The sequence below is a fragment of the Variovorax sp. HJSM1_2 genome (genome assembly GCF_049316285.1).
Classification (GTDB): Bacteria; Pseudomonadota; Gammaproteobacteria; order Burkholderiales; family Burkholderiaceae_C; genus Rhodoferax_B.
In genome coordinates this window covers 145,467-171,771 of the sequence record NZ_JBMOXA010000001.1, presented here as the reverse complement: position 1 = coordinate 171,771, position 26,305 = coordinate 145,467, and the positions used below count along the sequence as shown (strand labels likewise).

The following is a 26,305-nucleotide window of genomic DNA, read 5'->3' as shown; positions in this document are numbered from 1 at the left end:
GCCGAACAAACCTCAAGAAATGCCACGTATGCTTCTCTGCGCCGGCGACGCGCGAAAAAAACCAAGGCCTAGAGGAAATGGCGACGTATAGACCGTATGCACACAATGTGCCGCGACACAAGCGGCAACTTATTGACCCATATCAGTGCCGCAGCATTGGGAATGCCGCAAAATTTGATTTATGTCATCCCACCCCGCACTTGGCCACCATAGAACGCCCCAACCGCTGCCAGGCGCCATACAGATCGCCTGCTCCAATTGCAATCTGCGCGAACTGTGCATGCCCGCTCAGCTCACGGCCGAAGAACTGGTGCGCATAGACGATGTGGTGGCCTCGCGCCGCACGGTCAAACGCGGCACGACCTTGTTTCACCAGGGCGACAGCTTTGCCTCGCTTTATGCCATACGCCTGGGCGTGTTCAAAACCGTCGTCGCCTCCGAGGACGGCCGCGAACAGGTCACCGGCTTTCAGATGGCCGGTGAAATCATGGGCATGGACGGCATCGTCAACGAAGTGCACAGCTGTACCGCCGTGGCGCTGGAAGATGCCGAGGTGTGTGTAATGCCTTTCGACCGCCTGGGCGAACTCTCACGCGAGGTGAACGCTCTGCAACATCACGTGCACCGCATCATGAGCCGCGAAATCGTGCGTGAACATGGCGTCTTGCTGCTGCTCGGCAGCATGCGTGCCGAAGAACGTGTGGCGGCCTTTTTGCTGAACCTGGCCAAGCGGCTGCATGCGCGGGGTTTCTCGCAATCCGAACTGGTGCTGCGCATGACACGCGAAGAGATCGGCAGCTACCTGGGCCTGAAACTCGAAACGGTCAGCCGCACCTTCTCCAAATTGGTCGACAACGGGCTGATTGAAGTCAAACAGCGGCACGTGCGTATTCTGGATGCGGACAAGCTGAACCGGCTGGTCAACCTGCAAGGCTGTGCATCCTAAGCGCAGGCTAGCGCTACCAATTCAATAGCATCTTGCGCTTTTCCACCAAGCGCCAAAGGCATTTTTTCTTCAAGCACGGCCAGCAGCGCCATGTAAAGCTACACACCGTGGGCAACAGCGCCGCAGCGAAGATGGCTCAGCGCTCCTAGAATATTTTTCTCGCCACTCTGCCCAGTAAGAGCCTGTTCAAAATCCATTGGGGCCTCAATAGATTTTGAACAGGCTTTAAGCGCTCAGACCATGCCTCTGCAAGCCGACACCGCGCCCACGCTGCGTAGCCTCTTTTTCGCCTTCTCCAAAATCGGCCTGACCAGCTTCGGCGGCGGCCTCAGCGGCTGGATGCTGCGCGAGTTTGTGCAGCGCCGCGCCTGGCTCACGCAGCAGGAATTCTTGAGCGGCCTGGCCTTGGCGCAGGCGTTCCCCGGTATCAACGTCGTCAACCTGTCGATCTGGATTGGCTTTCAACTGCTGGGCGGCGCCGGCGCGGTGGTCGCGGCCTGCGGCATCGTGTTGCCACCCATGGTGGTGGCCTTGACCTTGGCGAGTGTGTTCTCTCACGTGGCCGATGTACGCGGTGTGCATGTGGTGCTGGCCGGCATTGCGGCAGCAGCGGTGGGGCTGTCGCTGCAAACCGGCTTGCGTGCGGCCTTGCATGCCGCCAAAGGCTGGGCGCGCAGCTTGATTTTGCTGGCCACGTTTGCCGCCATCTTCTTCTGGCGCCTGCCGCTGCTGTGGGTGGTGGGGGTGATGGCACCGCTGTCCATCACGCTGGCATGGCGGCGTATACGTGCTGAGGCAGCAGCCGAGGCCAGCACGCCATGAACCTGCAGCTATTGAGCAGCCTGCTGGCGGTGTTTGCGCCACTGTCGTTCCTGACGGTGGGCGGTGGCCAAAGCATCGTGGCCGACATTCACCGCCAGTCGGTCAACGTGCAGGGCTGGATGAGCGACGCACAGTTTCTCGACCTGTACGCACTGTCACGCATCACCCCCGGGCCCGGCGCCTTGTTGGTCACCTTGGTGGGTTGGCAGGTGGCCGGCATCTGGGGCGCGTTACTCACTTCGGTGGCGATTTTTTTGCCAAGCTCGGTGTTGGTCTATGCCCTGGCGCATGTCTGGTCGCGTTACCGGGGCAAACCGCTGGTACGCGCCATTGAATCCGGCCTGGCGCCGGTGGCAGCAGGTTTGATTTTGGCCGCGTCGTGCACGGTGTTGCGTGCGGCCGAAGGCGGCGTTTGGGCCTGGTCGGTGGCGGCCCTCTCCACCATCGCTTTGGCGGCATGGAAGCGGCTCAGCCCGCTGCTGGTACTCGCCCTCGGTGGGCTGGTATTTTGGGTGGCGCTGCGTTGACGTTTTCTAGCGCGCCATGACCTGTATCAACCAGGGTCATCACTGGGCTCGCAAATTTGCTGTTGCTGCGTATGATGCTTTTTGTCACGCAAGCCCGCGTGTCTAGACCCAAGGAGGACACACCATGTACAAACGCATTCTGGTGGCAACCGACGGCTCCGAGCTGTCCGACAAGGCCGTGCAAAGCGCCATCGCGCTGGCCGCAGACCTGAAGGCCGAACTCATCGCGCTGAAGGTCGTGCCCTACTATCCGCAAAGCTACTTTGAAGGTGCAGCACCCATAGACACCCGCGCCATCGCCGATGTCGAAAAGAAATGGCAGGAGTCGGCACAACAAGTGGTGGGCGCCGTGGTCACGGCAGGCGCCGAGCGCGGAGTCACGGTGCAAGGGCTCACGGCCAAGTCAGACCTGGTCTCCGAGACCGTGATCAAAACCGCCACCGCCCAGAACTGCGACTTGATTGTGATGGCCTCACACGGGCGCAACGGCTTGAAGCGTTTGCTGCTGGGCAGCGAGACGCAGCACGTGCTGACGCATTCGCACATTCCGGTGCTGGTGCTGCGGCCCTAGGCTCAGGTCACGGCCAGGCGTATCCACTCGCCGCCATCATCTTGCGCCAGGCGCACTGCGGCTTGCACGATGGCGGCAGCATCGGCTCCGCCCACACTGAGATAACGACGGCCAGGCGGCGCAAAGGCCCGCAGCAATTCTGGCGTGGCGCGTTCGCCACGCGTCAGCGCCAGAATCGGCCCGTGGGTGGCGAGCAACAAACGCTCAAAACGGCTGTTGATCTGCGGGCGCAGGCCCTGCAGCCACAAGCGCTCGTTGGTTATGCCATCTTCCACCAGCGCGCCCCAATCGTCCACGCGCCACAGCTCGACACCCAGCGCATGCGAACGCTCCAACAAGGCGGCTGTGCGCAAGGCTTCGTCCACCAAATTGGCCTCGCACAGCCACTGCATGTGTGTGCCACAACCCTCGACTGTGGCACTGCGCAGCCGCTGCATGACGCGGCTCAGCCGTTGCGGAACAGAAAGCTGTAGGCGTTGAGCGCGGGCACACCGCCCAGGTGGGCGTACAGCACTTTCGAGCCCGCAGGAAACTCGCCCAAACGCACCTTCTCTATCATGCCGTGCATGGACTTGCCTTCGTACACCGGGTCGGTGAGCATGCCTTCCATGCGCGCACACAGGCGAATAGCGTCCAAGGTGCCCTCGTTTGGCAGGCCATATTCGGGCCCGCCAAAACGCGTGTCCAGCACCACGTCCTTGGCGCTGATGTCGCGGTTCAGCTCCACCAGATGGGCCGTGTGTTTGGCGATGCGCAGCACCTGGTCAAAGGTCTGCTGCGGCTTGGCCGAAGCGTCGATGCCGATCACGCGGTCGGCCCGGCCATCGGCCGCAAAACCCACCACCATGCCGGCCTGTGTGCTGCCGGTGACGGCGCAGACCACGATGTAGTCGAACTTGAAACCCAGCTCGGCTTCCTGTTGCCGCACCTCTTCGGCAAAGGCCACAAAGCCCAGCCCGCCTTTTGGATGCTCGGAGCAACCGGCCGGAATCGGGAATGGTTTGCCGCCCGCCTGGCGCACACTCTGCATCGCGTCTTCCCAGCTTTTGCGTATGCCAATGTCGAAGCCCGCCGCATCCAGGCGCACATCGGCGCCCATGATGCGCGACATCTCGATGTTGCCCACACGGTCGTAGACCGCGTCGGAGTAGTTGACCCAGTTCTCTTGCACCAGCACACACTTCAAGCCCAGGTGTGCCGCCACGGCCGCCACCTGGCGTGTCTGATTCGACTGTATGCCGCCTATGGACACCAGGGTGTCGTAGCCACCCTCCAGCGCTTCGGGAATCAGGTACTCCAGCTTGCGGGTCTTGTTGCCGCCAAACGCCAGTCCGCTGTTGCAGTCTTCGCGCTTGGCGTACAGCTGCACCTTGCCGCCCAAGTGTGCGCTCAGGCGTTTCAAGGGCTGAATCGGTGTCGGGCCGAAGGTCAGCGGGTAGCGTGGAAATTTTTGCAGGTTCAAGACAGTGCTCCTTGTTCAAAACATGGCTTGAATCCTAGGAGCTAGCCCTTGTTTTAGGGTTGCAAAATATGCGCCTTCAACGAAACTCAGGCGAGATTTTTTCTTCATTAAAGTACTTTTATTCCGCTTAAAAAGCCATGAGCACAACAAAATTGCCTGACAAGAATGCGCTCGACCGTACCGACCGCGCCATACTGCGCGCACTGCAGCGCGACGCCTCGGTCTCCAATGTGGCGCTGGCCGCCAAGGTGAACCTCAGCGCCCCGGCCTGCCTGCGGCGCGTGGAGCGCTTGAAGAGCCTGGGGCTGATCAAGAAGGTGGTGGCGCTGCTAGACCCGGCCGCACTCGACTGCGGCACGCTGGTGATGATTGGTGTGGTGCTGGACCGCTCCACACCCACCTCGTTTGCCGAGTTTGAAAAGGCAGTGCAAAAGGTATCGGGCTGCCAGGAGTGCCATGTGGTCACCGGCGAGTTCGACTACTTCGTGCTGCTGCGCACGCGCGACAACGACAGCTACAACCGCCTGCACGCCGAGCAACTGCTTTATCTGCCGGGCGTGCGGCAGATCCGCACCTTCATGGTGTTGAAACAAGTGTTGTCGACCACGCAGTTGCCGATCTGACACAACGAGTCGAGCGTGGTCGGCTCAAGTTCGGCGTTCTAAGGCCGAAAAGCCTCAGGAGAAAAGCCAAACATGCAGCCGAATTCATGGGCAATGGCCAAAAGCCGTTGACCCATTGAAAGCGCAGGGCAATCAACGACGCACCTCTTCATTCACATTTGCTTGGCAACACACACCGCGTCATCCTTTCAAGGCCCAGCCCCAACACCCTGCCATGCAACGCCATACATCGATGTGTGCGTTTCACCCTTGGCCCAATCCCCACTTATGAACAACTTAAAAGTCTCCACCCGGCTGTCGTTTCTGATCGCGTTGCTGTCCTTGCTGCTCATAGGCATAGGTTTGCTGGGCCTCTACGGCACCCAGCAATCGAACGAAGGTTTGCGCACCGTCTACCAAGACCGCACGGTGCCGCTGAAGCAACTGGCCGACATCAACTACATCATCAACCGCAACCGCGCCTTGGTGATGGAAATGCTGATCCGGCCCGAGAACACCACCATAGAGCGCAACAGCAAGGAACTGCGCGACAACGTACAAAAGAACCTGGCCGTCTGGAAAGACTACATGGCGACCACGCTGACACCCGAAGAAGAGCGCCTGGCCAAGGCCTTCAACGAAGCCGCCACGGCGTTTTCACGCGGCGGCATTGGCCCGACGGCCGAGGCGCTGCGCAAGGGCGACCTGGATGAAGCGCAGACGCTGTACCAGACCAAGGTCGCGGCGCAAGCCGCAGGTGTGCAGCAGTCCATCGATGCGCTGATGAAGCTGCAGACCGATGTGGCCGAGGATGAATATCAAAAGGCGGTGTCGCGTTACGAGAGCATTCGCAATACCGCCATCGCCTGCATTCTGTTGGGCGTGGCGGTAGCCGTGGCGTTCGGCGTGGTGCTGGTCCAGGGCATCTCGCGTGCGTTGGCGCATGCAACTGCGGTATCTGCCGCCGTGGCGCGCGGCGACCTCACCAGCCGCATAGACACCAGTGGCCGTGATGAGGTCAGCCAGGTGCTACAAAGTCTGGCCGAGATGCAGGCCAACCTGTCGACCATCGTCAGCCGTGTACGCCTGGGCTCGGATGCCGTGTCCACCGCCAGTGAAGAAATCGCCCAGGGCAACCACGACCTGTCGGCGCGCACCGAAAACCAGGCCAGCGCGCTGGAAGAAACCGCGGCGAGCATGGAGGAACTGAGCGCCACCGTGAAACAAAACGCCGACAACGCGCTACAGGCCAACCAGCTCGCCAAGGGCAGCTCGACCGTGGCGCTGCAGGGCGGCAGCGTGATGAGCGAAGTGGTCGAGACCATGCGTGGCATCAGCGATTCGAGCAAGAAGATTGCCGACATCATCAACGTGATCGACGGTATTGCCTTCCAGACCAACATCCTGGCCTTGAACGCCGCGGTGGAAGCCGCACGCGCGGGTGAACAAGGGCGTGGCTTTGCCGTGGTGGCCAGTGAAGTGCGCAGCCTGGCCAGCCGCAGTGCCGGTGCCGCCAAGGAGATCAAGGCGCTGATCAACGACAGCGTGGGCCGCGTGGACCACGGCAATGCCCTGGTGGACCGCGCAGGCAGCACCATGCAAGAGATGGTGACCAGCATACGCGGCGTGACCGACCTGATGAGTGAGATCAGCGCCGCCAGCACCGAACAAAGCCTGGGTGTCTCGCAGATCGGTGATGCCGTGACACAGATGGATCAGGTGACGCAGCAGAACGCGGCACTGGTGGAACAAATGGCCGCCGCCGCAAGCAGCTTGCGCAGCCAATCGCAAGAACTGGTGAACACGGTGGCGGTGTTCAAGTTGTCGCCTCAGTAGCCTCGACAGCGGCTCCAGCCGAGGCGCGCTCCTGGGCAAACCGCGGCGGCGCAAACACACACACGGGTGGCACAGCTTGGGTCCACAAGCGCACCTCCACCTGTGCCGACTGCGCCGCGCAGCCCTGCGATAAACGCGAGCTGCCCTCATCCGGCGTGACCATGTTGGGGTTGCCGTGCACGTCCAGGCGGCCGGGTGTGCTGGCATTTAACGGGTCGACCAAAGAGTCGTGTAAAGGGTCGTACCAGGCGCCCGTGGCAATTTGCACCACACCACGCGCCACGTCTTCACTGAGCCGCGCACCGGCGAGAAACGCGCCCAGGTGGTTAAACACCTGCACCACGTCACCGGCGTTGATGCCACGTTCTGCGGCATCGGCCGGGTGCAGGGTCAGCGGCTCGCGCCCGGCGATCTTGCTTTGCATACTGACGCTGCCGTGGTCGTACTGGCTGTGCAGGCGGGTGAGGGGTTGGTTAGACACCAGGTGCAGGGCGTGTGTTGGCACCGGTGCCTGCAACCAAACCGGGTGGCCCGGGCAATCGTCGTAGCCAAACGCGGCGATGGTGGCGCTGTAGATCTCGATACGCCCCGAAGGTGTGGGCAGCGGGTGCGCCAGCGGGTCGGCACGGAAGTCCTGCAGCAACACCGTGGGCCGCTCCGGCAAGGGAATTTCAAACAAGCCCTCGCGCCAAAAATCTTCAAACGCGGGCAACGCAATGCCAGCCGCTTGGGCGCGTGTGCGTGAGCCCTCAAACAAGTGTGCCAGCCACTGCTGCGGGTTGCGCCCTTCCGTGAAGCGGCGACCAAAGCCCAGGCGCTGGGCCAGGTCGGAAAAGATCTGGTAGTCGTCGCGCGCCTGCGCCACCGGGGGCTGCACGGCCTTCATGGCGACCATGAAGCGGTCGCTCGCAGCACTGCCAATGTCGTCACGCTCCATGGGGGTGGTGGCCGGCAAGACGATGTCGGCGTGGCGCGCGGTGGCGGTCCAGAACGGCTCGTGCACAACGATGGTTTCGGGCCGTTGCCAGGCTTGCACCAGGCGATTCAAATCCTGATGGTGGTGAAATGGGTTGCCGCCCGCCCAATACACCAGCCGTGTATCGGGGTAGTGCAGCGTCTTGCCGTTGTAGTCAAATGCGGCGCCGGGCTGCAGCAGCATGTCGACCACACGCGCCACCGGAATATAGGTTTTGACAGGGTTGTCGCCCTGCGGCAAACGCGGGCCGGAAAACGCCGAGCGCCCGCTGCCGGTGTTGTTCATGCAGCCGTAGCCCAAGCCAAAGCCGCCACCCGGCAAACCCACCTGTCCCAGCATGGCCGCCAGCACCACCGTCATCCAGAACGGCTGCTCGCCATGGCGCGCGCGCTGCAAGGCATAGGCGCTGTTTACCAGCGTGCGGTGCGCCGCCATGCGCCGCGCCAACAACACGATGCTGTCGGCGGTTATGCCGGTGAGTGCCTCGGCCCAGCTCGGAGTTTTGGCTACGCCGTCGGTGTGGCCCAATACGTAAGGCGCAAAGCGCTCAAAGCCTACCGTGTGGCTGGCCAGGAACTGTGTGTCGTGTAATGCCTCGCTGATCCATACATAGGCCAACGCCAGCATCAGGGCGCTATCGGTGCCGGGGCGAATCGGCAGCCACTCGGCGCCCGCCACACCGTCGAGGTCGCTGCGCAGCGGGCTGATGTTGACGAAGTGTGTGCCGCGCGCCTGCATACGCGCCAGGGCGCTGCGCAACTGGTGGTCGCTGGCGCCACCGGGGCTGACCTGCGCGTTCTTCAGCGGCAGGCCGCCAAAGGCCACAAACAATTCGCAGTGCTCGGCCAGCACGCTCCACGCGGTGTGCTGCTGCAGCAAGGCGTCGGTGGGGCCCACCACATGTGGCAGCAACACACGACCCGCCCCCAGGCTGTAGGTGTCCACGCTGTAGGTGTAGCCACCAAAGCCATTCAAGAAGCGGTGTAATTGGCCCTGCGCATGGTGAAAGCGCCCGGCACTCGACCAGCCATAACTGCCGCCATAAATAGCGCTGTTGCCGTGCTGCTGGCGCACGCGTTGCAATTCGCTGGCCACCAGGTCCAGCGCTTCGTCCCAGCCCACTTCGACAAACGCATCCTGGCCGCGTGTGCGCGGGCTGCTGTGTGCATGGCCCGCACGTGCGGCGCGCAAATAACTTTCGCGTACCGCCGGCTTGCGCACCCGCGCGGGTGCGTGAATACCCTCGGGGATGGATTGGCCTATGGGTGACGGGTCCGCATCCCAGGGCGCGGGCTCCAGAGAACGCAGGCGCCCACCCTCGACCACCGGGCGGTAAACGCCCCAATGCGTGGATGTGTACGTGGAAGTATCGTTCGGGAGAGAGTCCGACATGCAGGTCTTACAGCTTGGCGAGCTGGTCCGCCACCGTCACCTTCTTGGGCAGAATCTGCCGCTGCGCCAACCAGTCGGCGGCGAACTGCAGGCCCTGGACGAACTTGCTGTCGTCGATGGCGTGGAAGTCGTAGCTGCGCTTCAGGCCCGCCAGCGTGTTGCGCACGTCGTCGGAGTAACCACCTTCTTTCTGGTTGATGATTTCAGCCTCTTTTGCGTTGGCCGAGGCCCATTGGCCCTCCTCCACAAAGGCCGCATTCACGGCGCGCACCAGGTCGGGGTTTTCTTCGGAGAACTTGCGCGTGGTGAGCCAGGAGCTGAAGTCGATGCCGAAGTCCAGGTCCTTGCCTTCAAAGAAGATGTCGTGGGCCTGGTACTCGGCGCGTGCAATGTCCACACCCGGGCTCCACATCGACCACGCATCCACCTTGCCCGCGCCAAATGCCGGTGCCGCGTCTGGCGGATTGAGGTAGACAAATTTCACCTGCTTGCGGTCAACCCCATGTTTTTCGAGCGCAGCCACGAGCAAAAACTCGCCCAGGCCAGAACGGTTGACCGCCACCGATTTGCCCACCAAGTCCTTGATGGATTTGATGCCCGAGGCGTCTTTGGCAATGATGGCCGTGCTGCGCGGGTTGACCACCAGGAAATTGGTGAACACCAGGGGCGATCCCGCAATGATGGCGGCCAGCGCCGGTGTGGTGCTGCCGCCAAAACTGAAGTCGGCGCTGCCGCCGGTCACCGCCTGCAAGGAGGGTGCGTGGTTGGGAAACGGCCCGACCCACTGCACCTTGATGTTGTCCTTGGCCAGGCGCTTTTCAAACTCGCCGCGTTGTTTGGCCAGCAGCGGCAAACCACCACGGCCCCAGCCCAGGCGCACGGTGTCGGTGTTGCGGCCGGTGCGTGCGGCCCAGCTTGGCATGGCGCCAGCACCGGCCAGTGCCAAAGAAGCCAAAGAACTGGTGCGCAAAAAGCCACGGCGGGACAAGGCAGACAAGGCTTGCTCAGGGGTCAGCATGAAATCGTTCTCCAAAAGAAAAATGGAAGGCCAAAAGAAAGGTGCTGTGCCCGCTTGGGGCACAGCAAATTGCGGCAGTGGACGCTAAAGCGCGGGCTCGGCGACTACACCCAGTTCTGTCAGCAGCTGGTCGCGCAGCGCCACCGCGTCCGGGTGCGAGCGGTGGGCACGCGCCTGGGCCGAGACCGGGTACTCGGCGGCGATCACGCCGTCGCGCATCACCAGCGCACGGTCGGCCAGCGCGATGGCTTCGTCCACGTCGTGCGTCACCAGCAATACACCCGGCCGGTGACGCGCCACCAGTTCCTTGACCAGTCCTTGCATGCGAATACGCGTCAGTGCATCCAGCGCGGCAAAGGGTTCGTCGAGCAGCAGCAGGCGTGGGTCTTGCACCAAGGCGCGGGCCAGGGCCACACGTTGCGCCTGGCCGCCAGACAGGTTGCGCGGCCAGTCGTCGGCACGGTCGCCCAGGCCGACTTCATCGAGTGCTGCTAGCGCAAGCGCACGACTGGCCTCGGCCTCCGGCAAGCCGAGCGCCACGTTGCGCCAGAGCGTGTCCCAGGGCAGCAGGCGGTGCTCCTGGAACACCACGGCCGGGCGCGGCGGCGCGGCCATGCTGCCGGCGTCCACCACATCCAACCCGGCCAAGGTGCGCAGCAAGGTGGTCTTGCCACAACCGCTTTCGCCCAGCAGGGCGACAAACTCGCCGCGCTGAATCGACAGATCCAGCCCGTTGATCACCGCACGCGCGCCATACACCCGCTTGAGGCCGCGCACCGATGCCGCCAGATGCTCTGCAAGCTCTGCACGCACGGCGGAACTGTGGGAGCCGCTATCTTTTTTCACTGCGTTGCTCATGCCTTGCGCCTTGCATAGTTAGGGTGCCAGGCCAGCAGGCGCCGCTCCAGCAGTCGGGTGATGCCGTCGGCGCCTATGCCGATCAAGGCGTAGACCACGATGGCCAGCACAATCACATCGGTGCGCAGGAACTCGCGTGCATCCATGGCCAAAAAGCCTATGCCGGAGGTGGTGGCAATGGTCTCGGCCACCACCAAGGCCAGCCAGGCCGTGGCCAAGGCGTAGCGCACACCGGTCAGGATGGATGGCAAGGCGCCGGGCAACACAATGCGCCGCACCAGGGTCAACGTGCTCAGGCCGGTGACGCGCCCCAGCTCCAGCAACTTGGGGTCAACCTGGCGGATGCCGAGAACGGTGTTGATGTAGATGGGAAACGAAACGCCCAAAGCCACCAGGAAGATCTTGCCGCCTTCATCGACGCCAAACCAGACGATGACCAGCGGCAACAACGCCAGGAACGGAATGGCGCGCACCATCTGCACGCTGCGGTCCAGCAGCGCTTCGGCCAGGCGTGAAAAACCGACCAATGTGCCAAGCACAAAACCGATAACGCCGCCTATGGTGAAACCGGCCGCGGCACGCAGCAGGCTCACACCCAGATCAGACAGCAGGCGCCCCTCTTCCACCAACTCTTGCGCGGTGACGAACACCTTGCTGGGCGCGGGCAATACCTGTGCCGACAGCCAGCCCGAACGTGCTGCGGCTTCCCACAACAACACCAGCAGCACGGGCGCCAGCCAGGAGATCAACCACAGGCCACGTGCGCCCAGACGGCGCGACTGTGGGCTGGCCTTGGCAAGTGATGACGAGGCTGGTGCCGATGCCAAGGGCACGGCACCAGCGGGTAAACGGGCGGTGGTGTCGCTCATGGCCGCACCAGCGTTGATGAGGCTCTGGGCTGATGCGCTGCGCTGAGCAGATCGCGAAGATGGCGGCGTGGCATGTTGAGGGTATCTCGGCAAAGAAGAAGTGCCGACAATTTCAACAGCCACAGCTTCGCCCATCAACGAAGTGTTTCGCAGTTCTATATGCGATTTATGGAGGCTTGGCCTCCGCGCCCGCGCCTACGCCTAACGGCCGGGCATTGCAGTGCCTAAGCAAACAGCCCGCTGTATTGTTGACGCAGCAGGTTCTTCTGCACCTTGCCCATGGTGTTGCGTGGCAGGCCTTCGACCACATAACACTGCTTAGGGATCTTGAAATTGGCCAGGCCCGCCTTGAGCTGCGCCAGCAGTTGCGCCGGGTCGGGTGTCGCACCCGGGCGCGCAATCACCACCGCCACGCCCACTTCGCCGAAGTCGGGGTGCGGCACACCCACCACCGCGCTCTCGGCCACGCCGGGCAGGTCATTCAGGAAGCCCTCAATCTCGGCCGGGTAGACGTTGTAGCCACCGCTGATGATCAGGTCCTTGCTGCGGCCGACGATGGTCACGTAGCCGTCGGCATCCACACGGCCCACGTCGCCGGTCTTGAAGAAGCCGTCAGCGCTGAACTCTTCGGCCGTTTTCTCGGGCATGCGCCAGTAACCCTTGAAGACGTTTGGCCCTTGCACCTGAATGCCGCCAATCTCGCCCTGCGGCACGGCTTGGCCGGCATCATCCACCACCCGCAGCGTGACGCCGGGCAATGCAAAGCCCACGGTGCCGCCACGGCGCTCGCCGTCGCTGGCGCGGCAGGGGTTGGAGGTCAGCATGGCGGTTTCGCTCATGCCGTAACGCTCCAGAATGGTGTGGCCGGTGCGGGTTTGCCAGTCTTTGAAGGTTTCGATCAGCAGCGGTGCCGAGCCCGAGATGAACAGCCGCATGTTCTGCACCGCTTCACGCGTGAGGCCGGGCTCTTGCAGCAAGCGCACGTACAAGGTGGGCACACCCATGAACACCGTGGCCTCGGGCAATTTGGCGAGCACGCCCTTGGGGTCGAAGCGGCCGAACCACAACATCTTGCTGCCGTTGAGCAACGCGCCGTGGATGGCGACAAACAAGCCATGTACGTGGAAGATGGGCAGGGCGTGGATCAACACGTCGCCGGCTTGCCAGTCCCAATAGTCCTTGAGGGTTTGCGCATTGCTCAGCAGGTTGCCGTGGCTCAGCATGGCGCCCTTGCTGCGGCCGGTGGTGCCGCTGGTGTAGAGGATGGCGGCCAAATCATCGGCGCTGCGCTGCACGGGTGTGTGTTGGTCGCTGTGGTGGGCGGCGCGCTCCAGCAGCGAGCCGCTGCGGTCGTCGTCCAGCGTGTAGACGTTTTGTGTGCCGGCCTTGAAGGCGATCTTGCTCACCCAGCCAAAGTTCTTGGCGGTGCACACCACCACCGCCGGTTCGGCATTGGTGATGAAGTATTCGATTTCGCTGGTTTGGTAGGCGGTGTTCAGCGGCAGGAACACCAGGCCTGCGCGCAGCGTGGCCAGGTACAGCGCCAGCGCTTCCACCGATTTCTCCACCTGCACCGCCACGCGCGCGCCAGGCGGCAATTGCAGCGAGGCCAGCAGGTTGGCCATCATGGCGCTGGCGCGATCTAGGTCGCTCCAGGTGTAGAGCAGGCCCTGGTCGGTTTCGATGGCGACTGCGTTCAGGTCAGCAGGAAAGGCGGCACGCAGGGCGGAAAACAGGTTGGCGTTAGGTGAACTCATAGGTCTAAGGTCAGAAAAAACAATTCAAAAAGCGACCGGGCGTTTGGCCAGGAAGGCGGTGATGCCTTCTTGATGTTCGGCGCTGCTGGCGTAATCGTATGCATGCAAATCTTCGTCCAGCGGCGGCTGCAGCGCGCGCAGGGTTTGCTTGTTCAGCCGTGCGGCAAGCGGCGCAAGCGCGGCAATGCGCTGCGCCACCGTGAGCACATGGGGCGCCACCTCTTGCGCAGGCAACACCTGGCTCAAAAAGCCACGCGCGGCCATCTGCTCGGCATCGAACACACTGGCGGCCAGCAACATGTCGCGCGCGGTGGCGTCGCCCAGCACCCGCGCCACCAGTTGCGCCTCGCGCGGCGCCATGGGAAAGCCCAGCTTGGCAATCGGTGCGCCAAACTTCGCGCCGCGCGCGGCCACACGGATGTCGCAGCAGGCGGCAATCTCCACACCCGCGCCCATACAGGCACCGTCGATCTGCGCCAGCAACGGCACGTCACAGTTCAGCATGGCCTGCAAACCGCCCCACACGTCTTCTTCGTGGAACTGGCGCAGGCTAGCCTGCTGAAAACGAAAGCTTGGGTATTCGGAGATATCGCCACCGGCGCAAAACGCCCCGCCCTCACCACGCACCACCACACAACGCCAAGCGGCATCGCGCTGCACGGCTTCAAACACTTCGCGCAGCGACAGCCACATGGCACGTGTCATGGCGCCCAGGCGGCCGGGGTGGGCGATGGTCACTACGGCCACACCTGGGAGTTGCGCAAGGGGATCGAGAGTGATGGTTCCGGGCATCGAAGTGTGGCGTGGAGTCAAAAGTGCAAGTATGCCGTTTCAGGTATCGAACTTGGCGCCAGACGCCTTCACCACCGCCGCCCAGCGCGCGATCTCGGCGTTGACGAAGGCGCCAAACTCGGCCTGGGACATGTTTGGAAAATCTGCGCCGTTGGCGGCCCAGATGGCTTTGAGTTCGTCGCTGGCGCCGGCCTTGCGCACTTCTTCAATCATGCGGGCCTGGATGTCGGCGGGTGTGCCCTTGGGCGCCCACAGGCCGTACCAGGTGGTCACGGTGTAGTCTGGCAGGCCGACTTCAGCGGCACAGGGCACGTCAGGGAATGCGGGGTTGCGCTGTTTGCCGGACACCATCAGCGCCTTGATACGCCCACCCTTGATGTGTGCTGCCGACGAACCCAGCCCGTCGAACATCATGTCCACCTGCCCCGACACCAGATCGCGCAGCGCCGGCCCGGCACCGGTGTAGGGAATGTGCGTGATGAAGGTACGCGTCTGCTGCTTGAACAGTTCGCCCGCCAAATGGTGCGAGGTACCCGTGCCGGCCGAGCCGTAATTGAGCTTTCCAGGGCTGGAGCGCACCAGGGTCATGAAGGACTTGAAGTCCGGCACACCGACGTTCTTGGGGTTGACCACCAGCACCTGCGGCACATTGGCCAGCAAGGCCATGGGCACCAGGTCTTTCTGGATGTCGTAATCGAGCTTGGGGTACATGGCCGGCGCGATGGCGTGGTGCACGGCGCCCATGAAGTAGGTGTAGCCATCGGGCGTGGCGCGTGCGGCCAGGCCGGCGCCCAACGTGCCACCGGCACCGCCCTTGTTTTCAATCACCAGTGTTTTGCCCGACTGTTTGGCGAACTGCGCCGACAGTGGGCGCGCAAACGCATCGGTGCCGCCGCCCGCGGGAAAAGGCACGATCAGCGTGACCGGCTTGGATGGCCAGGCCGACTGCGCGTGCAGCCAGGGCGTGGAAGCCGCCGCGGCACCAAAAGCTGCCCAGCGCAAGACCTTGCGTCGTTGAAATGTCGTCATGTGATTTGTCTCCTGTTGAATTTAGTTTTCTAACGCACTCGCTCACTCAAACCCTGTTACTTCAGCACCGCGCTGGCCGCCGCAGCCTTCACCAGGCTGGCCGCATCTCCGGGCAATAAAAAGCCTTCTGCCACGGCCTTTTCGGCCGAGCGCTGCAGCGCCTGCACATAACCGTCGTGGCTGCCATAACGCTCTTGCAGCGATGGCCGGGGATCGCCCGTGGCGGCACGCTCGGCAGCCGTGCGCGCAAATGGAACCATGCCGCCGACGTAATTGCAAATCTGCCCTTGGTGGAACGGCCTTGCACCGCCGGCCGTAATGTTCCAGCCCAGGTAGGTGCCCAGCGGCGCGCCCAGCAAGGCCACGGGCACACCACCGAGTTCGTTGCCATCGGCATCAACGCGTGGCGCCCACATCGGCAGCACTTGGCGTATGGGTGGCGGGGCGTTGCTGGCCACACCCGAACCATCGGTCGCGCGGAAGTCCGGGCCCCAGTCGTAGTCGAGCACCGGCATGATGAAGTCGGGCTCGGGCACGGTAGAGCGCAGCTGCGGCAGCGTGGGGAAACCAATGCCCTGCTTGGTGGCCGGGGCCAGTGTGCCGCGTGTCTCGCCGGCTCTGGCGGCCAAGGTAGGCCAGCGGCTGGCGGGCGGCGCCACGTCGCGCATCACCCAGTTGCGAAAGTGCACACGCAGCGCGTTGACGGTTTCGGTGTGTGGCACGGGGTTGGCCGGCAATATGCCGGTGCCGTAGTTGTTGCCGGGGCACATGGCGCCCGTGGTGGGCAGGCCCACGCCGGGCAGGCTGCTGTCAAAGCCGCCCGCACCGCCGCCATGGTTGGAGCTGGCGATGTAGTAGCGGCGCACGTTGGCGGGCAGCGGCAGGTCGGCCTTGCCATCGGTGCCCACCCATTCGGGCGTGAGCTTCAGCGCCCAGACTTCGGCCGAGCCAAAGTGTTCCATCACCTTGGGGCAGGTTTGAGTGGCCGTGCAACGGTCCAGAATGCCTGCCGCTGCGCCGCCGCGCAAGGCGTCGGCGGCGGGTGCCCACCATTGCGGGCCCTCGCTGCCGGCCTGGTACAACTCCAGCACACCGTCGGGCTGGGCCCAGCGGAAGTTCAGCGCAATGCGCCGCCCGGCGATGATGGGCCACAGGCCGTCGTGCAGCTTTTGGCCGGCGGCGCCACGTTCGTCCTGGTTGAAACCCAGGTGCAGCCAGCCGCGCAAAAAGTTGCCCGACTGCGACACACCACGGCCGATGCTGTGGGTCACCACACCGGCCACCGGGTTGGCCGTGCCGCTGTCGTCGGCCTTGGCGCTTTTGAAGAACTGGCCGACATCGCGCCAGGCCGCGAAACCCACGCCAAGCACATACGGGTCGGCGGCTTTGTAGACCACCTGGTAGAGCAGCGAGGCATCAAAACCGTTCTTCAAGCAGATCTGCGTGGCGTCTGGCACGCCCGGGAAGGGCGTGCTGGCGTCGCACTTTGCCCAAGCCCAGTCGCCGGGCGCGATGGTCGTTTCGCCAATCACCTCGCCGCGTGTGGACTCGGCCCGGCGCGACACCAAGCGCGCCTGCGCCGTGTCCAGGCTCATGGGTTTGTAGGGCACAGGGTTACCTTGCACGATGGGTTCTTGTGAAGCCGCACCCGCGCGGTTGACGATGCGGCCAAACACCTCGCCCGTGATGCGCGCCCCGCCCGGGCCTTTGGCCACGGGCAGTTGCAGCCAATGTGTGCCCGCCACCGAGGCAGTAGGCCGCACGGCCGTGGTGCCGGCGTTGTCGCCTTGCCAAGCGCTGTTCAAATCGATATCGCCAAAAGCACGCTCCTGCACCACGCTGGGTCGGCCGTTGCCACGGTTGGGCACTTCGTGCCACATCAACCCACTGGCCTGGCGCAGGTCCACCGGCTTGGTCAGCACAAAGGTGGCGACATAACGCAGCTTGCCGTCGGCCTCGGTGCCCAGGGCCGCATCCTGGATGATGGTATTGCCCGGCGCACGCGGGTCCAACTCGCCAAATGCGCGGCCCGCCAAACGCTCAAAAGCCATGCCGCCCGAGGCTTCAGCCGGCAGCGCAACGGTTTCGTCTATGACGATACGCGTCACGCGGGCTTGTGCGCTGGTCAGGGAAAGGGCGCAGCAAACGGCAGCAGCCAGCCGGGCCCAAAGCAACTTTCGCATGTGTTGTCTCTTTCATTTTTGATTTGCAAACACGAAAATTCCGCCCGGATGGCGATCACGCCAGCAAACGCCGCACGGGCCCAGCGCTATGGCAACAGCGCTGTCACCTCGCTCGACACCGCCACCTTGCCCTGCCAGAGCAGCGCGCGGTGGCGGTCGAGTTTCTTCAAGTCGTAGAGGTAGTTGACCATCACGCCATACGACTGTTTGATGCCTTTGTTCGAAGGGTCGGCCGCCCAGTTGAGCTGCTCCACACGTGCGCCATTGCCCAGATGGAAACGCGCCACCGGGTCTGTGGGGCGGCCGCCGGTCATCTCGCGGCCAAGGTACTGCGCGGCGGCGCGCAGCAGGAACTTGCGCACGGCGGAAGCTTCGGGCAGGTCCAGCACCTTGTCCAAGGCGCCTGAAACATGCTCCGGCGTTGGCGGCTCGAAGCCCACGGCGCGCCCCACCTCGGCCAGCTCCTTGGGCGGCAGCAGTGCCAGCACGGCTGCGCAGTTGCGCGAGAACCAGGACCGAAAGCCGGGGATGGGTGAAAGCGTGGCAAAGGTCTTCAGATGCGGAAACTCAGCCTTCAAAGTTTCCACCACGCGTTTGATCAGCGAGTCGCCAAAACTCACACCACGCAGCCCCACCTGGGTGTTGCTGATGGAATAGAAGATGGCGGTGTTGGCACGGCCGGGGTCGGCGGCGTCGGCCGATTCATCGAGCAGCGGTGTGATGCTGGCGGCGATTTTTTCGACCAGCGCCACCTCGACGAATATCAGCGGCACGCCGGGCAGGCGCGGATGGAAGAAACCGTAGCAGCGTCTATCGGAGTCGAGCCGGTTCTTCATGTCGGCCCAGCTCTTGATGTCGTGCACCGCCTCGTACTGGATCAGCTTTTCGATCAGCGACGCGGGCGAGTCCCAGGTGATGCGGCGCAGATCCAGAAAACCGACATCGAACCAGGTGGAGAACATGTACTCCATCTCCACGTCTAGCGCCTGCAGACGTTTATCACCTTTGAGAAAAGGCGTCATCTCGGCGCGCATCTCCACCAGGAAACGAATGCCATCGGGAAACACGCTGAAGCGCTGCAACAGGCGGCGGCGCGGTGACACGGTGGCGCGCCGGTACTCCACTTCGGCCAGCGCCTCGTCGGCTGTACCCACGGCCTTGGCAAACTGCGCCTGGGCTTTTTTCACCTGGGCCGGGTCGGCGACAAACTGCTCACTCATCAACAGCCACAGGTCGCGTCGGCGCTCCAGATTCGCATCGATGTACCAACCGGCCAAGGTTTGGGCACGCCGCCCGCCTTCGACCTCGCTCACGCGCTCGTCGATGATGGCGCGCAGGTCGTCCAGCGCGCGGCGCAGCAGGCGCGGCGACAAGGCCTCATCACGTTGGCGCAACTGCGCCTGCAGGCGTTCGTGGGTGGAGCGCGCGTTTACTCCTTTTTTGGGAGCAGCTTCCGCAATTGCAGCAGGCGCTGAAGGCGTTTTTTTCTCGGAACCCTGGCCCTGGGCCGGTTCCGCCGACACCTTGCGCTGAAAAAGACTGCGGGAAATCCAGTTAGGGGTATTCATCAAGCCAACCTCGACTTTTGCTGCAAGGCCAACTCGCGCAACGCTTCGCGTTGGCGCGTGAGGTGTGTGCGCATGGCCGCGTCAGCGCCCTCGCTGTCACGCGCTTTCAGGGCAGCAAACACGGCCAGGTGCTCCGCCAGGCTTTGCGCCAGCCGGCCCGGCGCATGCAACTGCTGCAGGCGCGCAAGCTTCAGTATCTTGCGCAGATCGCTGATGACCTGCGCCAGCCAGCGGTTGTCGGCCAAGGCGATGATGGCTTCATGGATGGCAAAGTTGGCGGCGTAGTAATCGTTGATGCGTTTGGCACGCGCGGCCTTCACCAGTTTGTCGTGCATGGACTCCAGGGCCAGCAATTCGGCATCGCTGGCGTTGCGCGCGGCCTCAAAGGCGCAGCGCCCTTCGAGCAAGGCAATCACCGGAAAAATCTCGTCCAGGTCTTTTTCTGTCACCTGGTTCACAAAGCAGCCCCGGCGCGGCTCGTGGCGCAACAGGCCTTCGGCGGTCAGCACCTTCAAGGCCTCGCGCAGCGGTGTGCGCGAGATGGCGAGTTTTTCGCACAGCGCCACTTCGTCCAGAAAACTGCCAGGCGCAAAGCTGCCGGAAAAAATCTCTTCGCGCAGACGGTCTGCAACATCATCGTGCAGCGAGTTGTGGACGAGGCGCATAACGAAAAAGTACTTTCCAAAAGAGCTGAGGTGAACACCGCCCCAGCGGCACTGGGGCGCCAGGGATGTTCTGCATCCCCAGGGTTTGCAAACTCCGCCGGATCGGCAAGATCCAACGGCCCATTAGCCGCCCAATAGATGCAACCTTAACCGAGAACCGGGCGCATTATTTTCCATAATTACCCGTAATTATGGATCTATCAAACACCGGTTGAAACGGGTCTCAGGGCTTTATGTGGACTTCACCCGCTTCAATAGGCAAACCCCAACTGCCAGTGAGACCAGGTTTGCAGGCAAACCGGCGCATCTCTCGAAGCGGTCAGATTGCCGCAAAGCTACTCAAGGCGCTGCGTGCGCCTCGGGCGGATGTGGAACCAGCGCTCAGGGAAGCGGCCGGTTCGCTCTCCGCCCCGGATTGCGCCCGCTCACACCACGCCGCGCGCACTTCAGGCTCAAGCGGACTTGGTCCGGGCTTGGGCGGCCTTGGTGATCGCCGCCAAGGTGCCGCGTGTGGTGATCACCTCGGGGTCGAGCACCACTTCAATCAATGTGCCCTCGGGCCGCGCCAGCGCCGCGAGCAACTCGGCCTCGAAATCCTCGCTGTCGGTGATGCGTGTGGCCGCATAACCATAGGCTTGCGCCAAGGCGACGAAGTTCGGGTTGCGCAGCTGTGTGCCGCTGACGTTTTGCGGGTACTCGCGCTCCTGGTGCATGCGTATGGTGCCAAGCATGCCGTTGTTCAGCAGCACGATGATGGTCTTGGCGCCGTATTGCACGGCGGTGGCCAACTCCTGGCCGTTCATCATGAAGTCGCCATCACCGGCGATGGTGAACGCCAGGCGCCCGGTGGCGATGGCCGCACCAATACCGGCGGGCACGCCGTAACCCATGGCGCCATTGGTCGGCGCCAACTGCGTCTTGTAGCCTTTGGCCAGGCCGTGGTGTTGGTAGAAACGGTGCATCCAGCTGGCGAAGTTGCCCGCGCCGTTGGTCACAAAGCTATCTGGCGGCAGATGGCGCTGCAGCGTCTTGATGATGGCCGGCATGTCCACCGGGCCCGGCAAGGCCTGGGGTTGCAGGTTCTCCAGGTAGTCGGCATTGGCCGCCTGTGTCCACGCCTCCCATGGCAGCTCCAGCGGCGCGGTCAACACCTCCAGCGAGCGCGCGGCGGCGTTCATGGTGGCGTTGATCGCCAGGTCGGCCTGGTAGACGCGGTTCAACTCTTCGGCGCTGGCGTGGATGTGCACCAGCTTCTGCCTCGGCTTGGGCGCTTCGATCAGCGTGTAGCCGCCGGTGGTCATCTCTCCCAGGCGCGGGCCTATGGCCAGGATCAAATCGGCCTCGCGCACCCGCGCTGCGAGTTTCGGGTTGATGCCTATGCCCACGTCACCGGCGTAGAGCGGGTGATGGTTGTCGAAGGTGTCTTGAAACCTAAACGCGTTGCCCACAGGCAGGCGCCAGTTCTCGGCGAAGCGCTGCAGCGCCTGGGCCGACTGCGGCGTCCAGCCGCTGCCACCGGCGATCACCAGCGGGCGCTGTGCCGCCAGCAACATGCTGCGCAGGCTGCGCAAGGCGCCGGGGTCGCTCCAGGCTTGCACGGCTTCTACGCGTGGCAGGGGTTCTACCGCCACCGTTTGCGTCAGCATGTCTTCGGGCAACACCAGCACCACCGGGCCGGGGCGGCCGTTCATGGCGGTGGCGAAGGCGCGGGCCACGTATTCAGGAATACGCTTGGGGTCGTCTATGCGCTCCACGCGTTTGGCAAAACCTTTGGTGCTGGGGCCAAAAAAGGCCTGGTAATCCACCTCCTGGAACACCTCGCGGTCGCGTGAGTCGCTGGCCACATCGCCGACAAACAATACCATCGGGGTGGAGTCTTGAAAGGCCGTATGCACACCAATTGAGGCATTGGTAGCGCCAGGCCCGCGTGTGACAAAACACACGCCGGGGCGGTTGCTCAGCTTGCCGTGGGCCTCGGCCATGAAGGCCGCACCGCCCTCCTGGCGGTTGATGATGAACTGGATCTGCTCGCGGTAGGCATGGAAGCCGTCAAGCACGGCAAGAAAACTTTCACCCGGCACACCAAAGGCGTGGGTCACGCCCTGCTGCACCAGGCACTGCACCAGCAGGTGGCCGGCGATCTGAGTGGTCATCGAAATCCTTGAATCGGTTGGTTTGGCTACTGGAGCGACAGCGCGCGCAAAGCCGTGCCGCATGGTTAATGAAATGCATGCATCTCAACCAGCAGGTACAAAAATATAGCCGACGCCGCGCACCGTTTTCAGCACCGAGGGTTTGGCCGGATTCGGCTCGACCTTGCGGCGCAGGCGCATGATGCGCAAATCGATGGAGCGATCAAACACCTCCCAGCGGCGGCTGCCGTGGGCTTCCATGATCTGGTCGCGCGTAAGAGGCCGGTTCGGGTGGCGCGCAAACAGCACCAGCAACTCATACTCGGCCACGGTGATCGGCACCTCAAGACCATCGGCGTTGAGCAGGCGGCGGCCCTCCACATCGAGCATGCAGCGGCCGAACCTGTAGACCTGCGCCGCAGGGTTGCCATGCCCACTTCCATGGTCATGGCCACTCCCCAAGCCAGCGCCATTCTCGGCGCCTAGCCCGTTACCCTGGCCCGCCTGCCCCAGGCCGGCGCTTGCGGCCGCAAACGGTGTGTTGCCATTCTGCGCCGCGCGCCGCTCGGCGGCCTCTGCGTCCATCACACGGGTAGTGCCCAGGCGCCGCAGCAGACTGCGCATGCGGGCCAGCAGTTCGCGCATCTCAAAAGGTTTGGTGACATAGTCGTCGGCGCCAAGCTCCAGGCCGACGATGCGGTCCACCGTGTCGCTGGCAGCGGTCAGCATCACCAGGCCGACTCGGGGATGGGTTTCGCGCAGCCAGCGCGCCAGAGACAGGCCGCTTTCACCCGGCATGTGCACGTCGATCAGCATCACGTCGGGCAGGCGCTGCGCCAACAGGACTCGCGCCTCGGCCGCATCCATTGCGGTGCGTACCTCGAACTGGTTGAACACAAAATACTTGGACAGTACGTTGCGCAACTCTGGCTCGTCGTCGACAACCAGCAATTGCGGATTCACGTTGGATTCACCGGCCATGGCGCCGCCTCCTTCCTGTGCTTGGGCCGGATTGTATGACCGCCTCAGCGAGGCATGCGCCACCATGGGTGAATCTCGGCAGGCTCGCGTCGGCTTGACAGCAACACCCACGCTGGAAAATCATAGGCATTCGCATGCTCTTTCTGCTGCCTAGACTCTCAGAACCTGCTTTCGTTCTCCGGCTCAAAACGTTTGACTGCACCATGTCCGCCCAGCCTCAGCCCGAACCCACCCAGCCTCTCGACGGCCTCTGCGGCGCGGGAGGATTTGCGGCTGTTTCAGGCGCCTGGTGGCAGGCGGCCCCGGACGGCATGTTGATGCTGGACATGCGCGGCCAGATACTCGACAGCAACCCGGCGGCCGCGCGCCTGCTGGGGCGCCCGTCTGCGCTGTTGCGCGGTCAGCCGGTTCGAGCCTTGTTTCCCGATGCCGATCCTGCTGCCTGGCACAACGAAGTGGCCACGGCAGAGGCGGCAACTTTCACCACCATACTGGCCTTCATTTCGGGCGATGGTGCTCGGCAGCAGATCGAGCTGTCGGCTTTTGCATTGCCGCCGGCTCAGGTCACCGATTCCTGCGATGTCGCGGCCTGGGGGGTAGTGCTGCGCGACACCCGCCAGCAAGGTGCGTCGCAGACGGCGCTGCGCCATTCCGAAGAGCGTTACCGAGCCGTCGTGGAACACGTCAGCGAAGGCATGTTGGTGATCCAGAACGAGGTGGTGGTGTTTGCCAATGCACGCGCAGCCGAGATTGTGCAGATGCAAGTGGCAGAGATGCAGAACATCGGCTTTCTGCACCGCGTGCACCCTGAAGACCATGCCCTGGTACTGGAGCGCCAGCGTCGTCGTCTGGCCGGAGAAGTGGTCAACAGCCACTACGAGGTGCGGCTGCTGCTGCCCGGCGGCGCCGTACGTTGGATTGCCATAGGTGTGAGTGTTGTGCCGTGGGACGGCAAGCCCGCCAGCCTTACCTTTTTTACCGACATCACGCACAACAAGGAAATGCTGGAGGCCGTACGCGCCTCCGAAGAACGCTACCGCGCGGTGCTGGAGCACGCGGGCGAAGGTGTGGTGGTGCTGCACCAGGACGATCACGTCGGTGATCACGACCGCCACCGAGCGCCCGAGAAGGTGGTCTTCGTGAACCGACGGGCATTGGAGATTTTGCGTCTGACGCGCGCCGAATTCGAACAGACCTCGCCGCGCCAGTTATTACATCCGGAAGACTTTACCCGTCTGCGCGAGCACCGCCGGCGCCCGGGCAGCGGCCTGTCGGGCCGCCTGGAACTGCGCCTGAACACGCCCGACAACAGCCTGCTGTGGATAGAGCTGGGCACGGCAGTGGTGCCTTGGTCCGAGACCCAGGCCACGATGGTGTTCTTCACTGACATCACCGAGCGCAAAACCATGATGGCGGCGTTGCACCGCTCCGAAGAACGTTACCGGGCCGTCGTGGAACACGTGGGTGAAGGCATGGTGGTGGTGCAAAACGAGCGTTTTGTATTTGTGAACGAACGCGCCACGCTGATCACTCGGATGTCACGCAGCGAGATGATGCGCCAGGGTTTCCTGGCCGCCATCCACCCGGACGACCGCCCCATGGTGCTAGAGCGGCAACGCCGCCGGCTGGCCGGTTTGGAGGTTCCCAATCGTTATGAGTTGCGCCTGCAGCACGCTGACGGCAGCATCACCTGGGTGGACATCGGTGTGACCCTGGTGCCATGGGACGGCGAAGACGCCACACTGACCTTTTTCTCGGATGTGACACAACGCAAAACACTGGAAGAGCAGTTGCGCAACACCCTGGGTGAACGCGAAACCATTCTGGAAAACTCCCTCGTGGGCATAGCCTTTTTGACTGAGCGCCAGGTGTTGCGCTGGTCCAACCGCGCCCTCTCACGCATCTTCGGCTGGAGCAGCGCACCTGGCAACAACACAGGCATTCCACCTTTGTTTCCACGTGCACCCACCACCTGGGCCGAGATGTTTTCCGACACCGAGGCTTTTGCAGCCGCACGGCACGCAATTGAGCACAGCCTGCGAAATGGCCAGGTGTTCCAGAACGAAATGCAGATGCGCCGAGCCGATGGCAGCCTGTTCTGGGCCGTGGTGTCGGCCAAGGCCGTCGACGGCAACACCCCCGAACGCGGCATCGTTGCCACGGTGCTGGACATCACGCAACGCAAAACCCTGGAAGAGGCACTGCAGCGCACCTCGTCCGAGCGCGAAGCCATCTTCAACAGTGCGCTGGTCGGCATCGTCTTCAACATTGCGCGGCGCATCCAGTGGGTCAACCACAAGTGCTCCGAAATGCTGGGTTATAGCGCGCAGGACCTGGTGGGCAAATCCACCCGGGTCTTCTACGTCAACGAAGCCAGCTACCAACACGATGGCCAGGTCACGCTGGACAATCTGCGCAACCACGGCCACTACACCTGCGAGCGTCAATTGGTACGCCGCAACGGCGAGAGCTTCTGGGTGCAACTGGCTGGCCGGTGCGTGGTCGATCGCAACCCCGACGCCGGCGTGATCTGGACACTGCTGGACATTACCGAGCGGCGTAATGCGGAGGACGGCATCCGCAATGCACTCGAGCAACAGAAAGAACTCAATGCGCTGCGCTCACGGTTTGTGTCGATGACCAGCCATGAATTCCGCACACCTTTGGCCACCATACTGTCCTCCGCCGAACTGGTGAAGACCTACGGTGCGCGCCTGCCCGAAACCGAACAACTGGAACTGCTGGGCAGCATAGAGGCCAACGTGCACCGCATGACACGCATGCTTGACCGCATGTTGTTGATTGGCCGGGCCGACGCTCAGCTGCTCGACTTCCACCCGCAGGACATCGATCTGCAGCGCTTGTGCCTGGCTTGCATAGATGACGCCCGTCGCCAACACACAGATTCGCCCAACCAGGTGGTGCTGGTCTACAAACTGCCCTCAGCCAAAGCCAGCTTTGACGAACGCTTGTTACGCCACATCCTGAACAACCTGTTATCCAACGCCATCAAATACTCACCTTCGGGCGAGCAGGTGCAGTTGCAGGTGCATGCCATAGGGCGGCACACGGTCTTCGATGTGATCGACCAGGGCATAGGCATTCCCACACACGAAATCCCGCACCTGTTCGAATCGTTTCACCGCGCCAGCAATGTCGGCAACATACAGGGCACGGGGCTGGGATTGTCGATTGTCAAGAAAGCCGTGGAGCGCCATGGCGGCAAGGTGGAGGTGCGCAGCAGCCAGCACAGCGGCAGCCATTTCACGGTCACGATTTAAGCCGGCGACTGAACAAGTCGCAGCCTCCCCTGGCGTAT

General features: G+C 63.1%; 21 protein-coding genes. 7 read left to right on the top strand and 14 right to left on the bottom strand.

The window, feature by feature from the left end; genetic code table 11:
• Positions 1–181 precede the first annotated feature (181 nt).
• From fnr to ACFQ95_RS00760, 4 genes are all read left to right on the top strand, one after another.
• The gene (gene fnr / locus ACFQ95_RS00775; RefSeq protein WP_422828877.1) at positions 182–946 is read left to right on the top strand and encodes a fumarate/nitrate reduction transcriptional regulator Fnr; all 765 of its coding nucleotides are present in this window, start codon (positions 182–184) and stop codon (positions 944–946) included.
• A 240-nt stretch (positions 947–1,186) separates the two neighbouring features.
• The gene (locus ACFQ95_RS00770; protein WP_422828876.1) at positions 1,187–1,768 is read left to right on the top strand and encodes a chromate transporter; all 582 of its coding nucleotides are present in this window, start codon (positions 1,187–1,189) and stop codon (positions 1,766–1,768) included.
• Entirely contained in the window at positions 1,765–2,295 is a 531-nt protein-coding gene (locus tag ACFQ95_RS00765; RefSeq protein ID WP_422828875.1) for a chromate transporter, read from the top strand. The genes ACFQ95_RS00770 and ACFQ95_RS00765 overlap by 4 nt, the downstream gene beginning before the upstream one ends.
• A gap of 124 nt (positions 2,296–2,419) precedes the next feature.
• The gene (locus tag ACFQ95_RS00760; RefSeq protein ID WP_422828874.1) at positions 2,420–2,866 is read left to right on the top strand and encodes a universal stress protein; all 447 of its coding nucleotides are present in this window, start codon (positions 2,420–2,422) and stop codon (positions 2,864–2,866) included.
• A 2-nt stretch (positions 2,867–2,868) separates the two neighbouring features.
• Here ACFQ95_RS00760 and ACFQ95_RS00755 read toward each other — a convergent pair whose 3' ends face one another.
• On the bottom strand, positions 2,869–3,303 hold the full coding sequence (locus ACFQ95_RS00755) for a hypothetical protein (RefSeq protein ID WP_422828873.1): 435 nt from the start codon (positions 3,301–3,303) through the stop codon (positions 2,869–2,871).
• 8 nt (positions 3,304–3,311) lie between these two features.
• Positions 3,312–4,328 (bottom strand): 1-aminocyclopropane-1-carboxylate deaminase, encoded by a 1,017-nt coding sequence (locus ACFQ95_RS00750; RefSeq protein WP_422828872.1) that lies wholly within the window; start codon positions 4,326–4,328, stop codon positions 3,312–3,314.
• Positions 4,329–4,465: 137 nt separating this feature from the next.
• Here ACFQ95_RS00750 and ACFQ95_RS00745 point away from each other — a divergent pair, with 137 nt between their 5' ends.
• Both ACFQ95_RS00745 and ACFQ95_RS00740 read left to right on the top strand, forming a co-directional pair.
• A complete protein-coding gene (locus tag ACFQ95_RS00745; RefSeq protein WP_422828871.1) occupies positions 4,466–4,951 on the top strand; it encodes an Lrp/AsnC family transcriptional regulator in 486 nt (161 codons plus the stop codon).
• Positions 4,952–5,218: 267 nt separating this feature from the next.
• Entirely contained in the window at positions 5,219–6,766 is a 1,548-nt protein-coding gene (locus ACFQ95_RS00740; protein WP_422828870.1) for a methyl-accepting chemotaxis protein, read from the top strand.
• Here ACFQ95_RS00740 and ACFQ95_RS00735 read toward each other — a convergent pair.
• From ACFQ95_RS00735 to ACFQ95_RS00680, 12 genes are all read right to left on the bottom strand, one after another.
• Positions 6,747–9,134, bottom strand: a complete 2,388-nt coding sequence (locus tag ACFQ95_RS00735; protein WP_422828869.1) for a molybdopterin guanine dinucleotide-containing S/N-oxide reductase — start codon at positions 9,132–9,134, stop codon at positions 6,747–6,749. The two genes, ACFQ95_RS00740 and ACFQ95_RS00735, sit on opposite strands and share 20 nt — an antisense overlap.
• 7 nt (positions 9,135–9,141) lie before the next feature.
• The gene (locus ACFQ95_RS00730) at positions 9,142–10,152 is read right to left on the bottom strand and encodes an NrtA/SsuA/CpmA family ABC transporter substrate-binding protein (protein ID WP_422828868.1); all 1,011 of its coding nucleotides are present in this window, start codon (positions 10,150–10,152) and stop codon (positions 9,142–9,144) included.
• An 84-nt stretch (positions 10,153–10,236) separates the two neighbouring features.
• Positions 10,237–11,010: an ABC transporter ATP-binding protein gene (locus ACFQ95_RS00725; protein ID WP_422828867.1), complete on the bottom strand. Its 774-nt coding sequence runs from the start codon at positions 11,008–11,010 to the stop codon at positions 10,237–10,239.
• Positions 11,007–11,879, bottom strand: a complete 873-nt coding sequence (locus ACFQ95_RS00720) for an ABC transporter permease subunit (protein WP_422828866.1) — start codon at positions 11,877–11,879, stop codon at positions 11,007–11,009. Before ACFQ95_RS00720 ends, ACFQ95_RS00725 begins: the two co-directional genes overlap by 4 nt.
• 224 nt (positions 11,880–12,103) lie before the next feature.
• Complete coding sequence (locus ACFQ95_RS00715) at positions 12,104–13,636, bottom strand: malonate--CoA ligase (protein WP_422828865.1); 1,533 nt, start codon at positions 13,634–13,636, stop codon at positions 12,104–12,106.
• Between the two features lie 24 nt (positions 13,637–13,660).
• Positions 13,661–14,428 (bottom strand): enoyl-CoA hydratase/isomerase family protein, encoded by a 768-nt coding sequence (locus ACFQ95_RS00710; protein ID WP_422828864.1) that lies wholly within the window; start codon positions 14,426–14,428, stop codon positions 13,661–13,663.
• 39 nt (positions 14,429–14,467) lie between these two features.
• Positions 14,468–15,457 (bottom strand): Bug family tripartite tricarboxylate transporter substrate binding protein, encoded by a 990-nt coding sequence (locus tag ACFQ95_RS00705; RefSeq protein ID WP_422828863.1) that lies wholly within the window; start codon positions 15,455–15,457, stop codon positions 14,468–14,470.
• 56 nt (positions 15,458–15,513) lie between these two features.
• The gene (locus ACFQ95_RS00700) at positions 15,514–17,640 is read right to left on the bottom strand and encodes an alpha/beta hydrolase domain-containing protein (RefSeq protein ID WP_422828862.1); all 2,127 of its coding nucleotides are present in this window, start codon (positions 17,638–17,640) and stop codon (positions 15,514–15,516) included.
• 86 nt (positions 17,641–17,726) lie between these two features.
• On the bottom strand, positions 17,727–19,208 hold the full coding sequence (locus tag ACFQ95_RS00695; RefSeq protein WP_422828861.1) for a malonyl-CoA decarboxylase: 1,482 nt from the start codon (positions 19,206–19,208) through the stop codon (positions 17,727–17,729).
• Complete coding sequence (locus tag ACFQ95_RS00690; RefSeq protein WP_422828860.1) at positions 19,208–19,873, bottom strand: GntR family transcriptional regulator; 666 nt, start codon at positions 19,871–19,873, stop codon at positions 19,208–19,210. The genes ACFQ95_RS00695 and ACFQ95_RS00690 overlap by 1 nt, the downstream gene beginning before the upstream one ends.
• A gap of 452 nt (positions 19,874–20,325) precedes the next feature.
• Positions 20,326–22,026, bottom strand: coding sequence for a thiamine pyrophosphate-binding protein (locus tag ACFQ95_RS00685; protein WP_422828859.1), 1,701 nt, complete (start codon positions 22,024–22,026; stop codon positions 20,326–20,328).
• 84 nt (positions 22,027–22,110) lie between these two features.
• Complete coding sequence (locus ACFQ95_RS00680) at positions 22,111–22,986, bottom strand: response regulator (protein WP_422828858.1); 876 nt, start codon at positions 22,984–22,986, stop codon at positions 22,111–22,113.
• 203 nt (positions 22,987–23,189) lie between these two features.
• Between ACFQ95_RS00680 and ACFQ95_RS00675 the strand changes: the two genes are divergently transcribed.
• Positions 23,190–26,267 (top strand): PAS domain-containing sensor histidine kinase, encoded by a 3,078-nt coding sequence (locus tag ACFQ95_RS00675; RefSeq protein ID WP_422828857.1) that lies wholly within the window; start codon positions 23,190–23,192, stop codon positions 26,265–26,267.
• The last annotated feature ends 38 nt before the right edge of the window (positions 26,268–26,305 follow it).